The 3,561-nt window shown below is 43.5% G+C and carries 1 protein-coding gene and 1 pseudogene; both read right to left on the reverse strand.

Features of this window, described 5'->3' with window-relative positions; translation table 11 throughout:
• Positions 1 to 1,157, reverse strand: a pseudogene (locus RMO55_RS00655) (hypothetical protein); the annotation flags it as partial.
• A 334-nt stretch (positions 1,158 to 1,491) separates the two neighbouring features.
• Positions 1,492 to 3,213: a helix-turn-helix transcriptional regulator gene (locus RMO55_RS00660; protein ID WP_310421949.1), complete on the reverse strand. Its 1,722-nt coding sequence runs from the start codon at positions 3,211 to 3,213 to the stop codon at positions 1,492 to 1,494.
• Positions 3,214 to 3,561: the final 348 nt, after the last annotated feature.

Consider the following 3,561-nt stretch of genomic DNA (forward strand, 5'->3'; position numbering starts at 1 on the left):
CCCCATTCCAGTAATTGGTGGTAGAGATTGAGCCAACGGCGGATTACTTGGGGTTTGTGAATATCCACACCATCGAGGTAGAGATCGATATAGTTGGCACTCCACCGTTCTAGAGCATCTTTTAACTGTTCGGGAGCGGATAAGAATTGTCCCCCCGCCGCACCGATAACCTGTTGCCCCATTTCGATCGCAGCTAGGTTGGGTTTAGCTCCGGTTCCTTCTGCTAAACCGATCGATCTAATTACTGGGATAACTCCTAGCAGTTGAGGGTAGGAGAAGGTGAGGGGAATCTCACCGTTGGGGAGGTTGGGTACAGGGCCATTTTCTCGGCTTTTTTCCCAGGTACTCGATAGCCAGCGATACCGAGATTTAGAGGGTTCTCGATTCCGAATTTGGAAGGCGACGATTTCACCTGTGATGGTGTAGATGGGAATCAGAATCCCACCAATGAAGCCATTATTTAACCTGTTGCCCTGAATGTTGACACCAGGAAAGCGAGGATTGACGGGTTCTTTGAGTCTTTGGAACTTCTCGACGCTTTTGAAGCCGATTTCTTCGATCTGCTGTCGGGTGAAGCCCCGTCTGATTAAGTCCTTGCGATCGATCTCGTTTAAAGATAATTGCGCCAGAATTGCCCGCGCTGCAATGTCTCGCTCTAGGGCTGGTAATGATTCAGCTTTACGCTGATTTTCAGCTTCTAGTAATGCTTGCTGCTTGAGTTTTTGGTTTCTGACCCATTCTTCTCTTTCTGCTGGGGTCGCTTGACGGTCTTCGCCGCGATGCTCATTCCAATCGACGAGGGGGATATATACGCCCCATTGTCCGTCGCGGGTATCGTTGAAATAATGATAGTCGGGATTGCCATATCCACCCGCCCCAGTCATGCACAGGGTTTTGATGGTGGGGGTAATTTTACCGTTTTTGGCGGAAAGCTCGTAATTTTGCCAACGACATTTCCCCGAAGTGCTAGCACAGACGGGGCAGGAGTTACCTAAACCTTTGTAGGCATTAAATTTGGAACGAGCAATCGGGGTAGTTATGTTGCCGAGCATTGCTGTGACTTCTGGTGAAGAGCCGCAGCAGAAAAGTGGTAGTGCAGTCCTGCGATCTGGCGTGAAAATTTTACTGGAAGATACATTGCTGTATTTCCAGCCCATAAAGCATACCTGAGTTTGAAAATCGCTGTTTTAGTCTTTTTTTGTATATTTTTTTAGTACTATATTTACGATTCCAATGGGTTTGAGTATCCCTTGTTGGCAGATACTAGAGCAGTTTGTTGGCAGATACTAGAGAGTTTGTTGGCAGATACTAGAGCGATCTGTAATCACGATTATTTCCTTATACATCAAGGGTTTGAGGTCTAATTTTTGAGTTTTTTTTTGATTACCATTTTTGAAAATCTGTAATCAAACTATTTTGGGTAAAAAACCCCCCATAAAGTCTTGCCTGTCTGGGTTGTGGCTCTGTAAACGATTGTAAAGTACAGATAATTTATAGATTCAGTTTTGCTTGTAATTTTGCCAGGTTCTTCTCATCGATCGTTCGATTTCCCCTTTCCCATTGAGCCACAAGGCTTTGGGACACTTCTACCTCGGCAGCGAGCTGTCTTTGCGTCCATCCTTTAGCCTCTCTAGCCACTCGTAAATTGATATTGGGGATGTTAGCTTTAGCTGGTAAAGTCTTGAAGGTCTTGAGTTTGCTGGTGGGTTTGGATTCGATTAGCAGCGGCGGCAATTCTGCGGGGACTAAATCGTATAGGTGTCTGTCGATATCCACTTTTTGGGGAAATGTCGAGCGGATATAGACCTTAGCATTGAGTAGTTTTTCTAGATAGCCGCGTTGATGTCTCTTGATATTGCTGTCGGGTCTGATTTCTGGTGGGTAACTTTCATCGTCAAACTCAATCACCCAGCCTAGTTCTATCAATTTGCCGATTGCCCGATCCCATTGTTCCTTGAGCTTGTGTTTTCGCTCCCGATCGTTACCAGCTAGGTCGATTTTATATTTAGGCATGGCGATCTCCAACAGATCGCGAACGCGGTACTCGGTGACACGATCGGCGTGGCTATCTAAAGTGAGGTGAATGGCCAGTCTTAATGCTAGTTCATTGTGATAGGGATTTATCTTGATCACGTCCTGTGCCAAGTAGCCAAATTGATATAAGGCATCTTGAGAATGCTTACCGCCATCCATAAATCCTTTAGTCCACATTCCCGGTCTGACGGTGATATGTAAATCTTCTGGATTCTTCACATTGCCTTCCAAATCCATTTGTCCGGTCATCTGTACCCGCACGTTCCACATTCTGGATGTGTCGATCGTGACTCTCTTTTTGCCTTTTTTGTGGTTAGGGTTTTCCCAGACGGCTTTAATCAGCAAACAATCGAGGGCGAAGCTGGTATTTGCTAGTTCTAATAATTTTGAATGAAGTGAAATATCAGTGCGGTTTTCCCATCCCAATTCTCTAATAATATCTTTACCACTTAGGGAAAATTCACTTTCCCAAGGTCGTGGACACTTGACGGCATGAGCTGCAAATAATAATTGTAATAGAACGGTATTAAATCCAAATTTATCGATAATTTGTCTAGCACTATCCCACGGTAATACTTGAATATCTTCACTACTGCTAATATAGTGTTCGATATAGTTATTAGAATTAGCATGAGATTCCTGTCTATAGTAGGCGATGCCGTTAGAGTTATCTTGCTGCCAGAAATCATCTCTAAGTTGGCATAGAGTGCTAGTTTTCATGGGCAATGCCGCTGGCAATATCTGATATTTGCTGTTTTCAAATAATCTATTTTCAAGGTTAGGCGGTTGATAAACTCGATCTTTTAATTGGGGGCGATCTTTTGTAATAACTTTAGTTATTTTGGTTTCTATGCTGTCGAATAATTTGTTGAGTTTAGTTTCTAGTTCTAGTGAAGCTGGATCGAGATCGATAATTTTTTGAAGTTTATCGACTCCATCATCAAAAATAGTTTGTAATTGCCTTGCCGATTTGGGATTATCGTCGTTGAAAGCGGTTAAAGTAATTTCTGAAAGTATTGGGAATAATATACGATCATAACCCACTTTTTTCTTGACTGGATGGCTGTCTCGATTGGATTGAGAGCTATTATTCTGTAGGGTTTGTAATAAATAATTTAAAAACTCTAATCGTTCTGCTTCGTTTAGTTGCTCTGGGAATTTAATTTTTTGGTCATTCATAAGCATCTGATTAGAACCTTAAATTGGCTAGGGCAGCAGTAATATTCATCAGTTTGATATCTCTAGCCGCTCGCACGGTTAGCCGGAGCAAAATAATTATATTTCATTCCCGCGATCGGGATTCATCGGTCATCGACCATCGGAATAAAGTCTCGCTTTTCAGCCAAACAACTCAAGTCGTTCACGGATCGCGCTCTGCATACTGGAAAGGTTATATGTAGAGTTCAAGCGATGACTGACGACGACATGACTGGAGATAGTTGGGATGAAGAGGAAGAGGAACTCGAAACTCCCCAAATGGTTGGCAGCGCACTTTCTCGTAGCCTCTACCGCGATCCTGCTCTAGCC

Origin of the sequence: Chamaesiphon sp. VAR_48_metabat_135_sub (assembly GCF_031418915.1) — a bacterium.
In the GTDB taxonomy this organism is placed as follows: domain Bacteria; phylum Cyanobacteriota; class Cyanobacteriia; order Cyanobacteriales; family Chamaesiphonaceae; genus Chamaesiphon.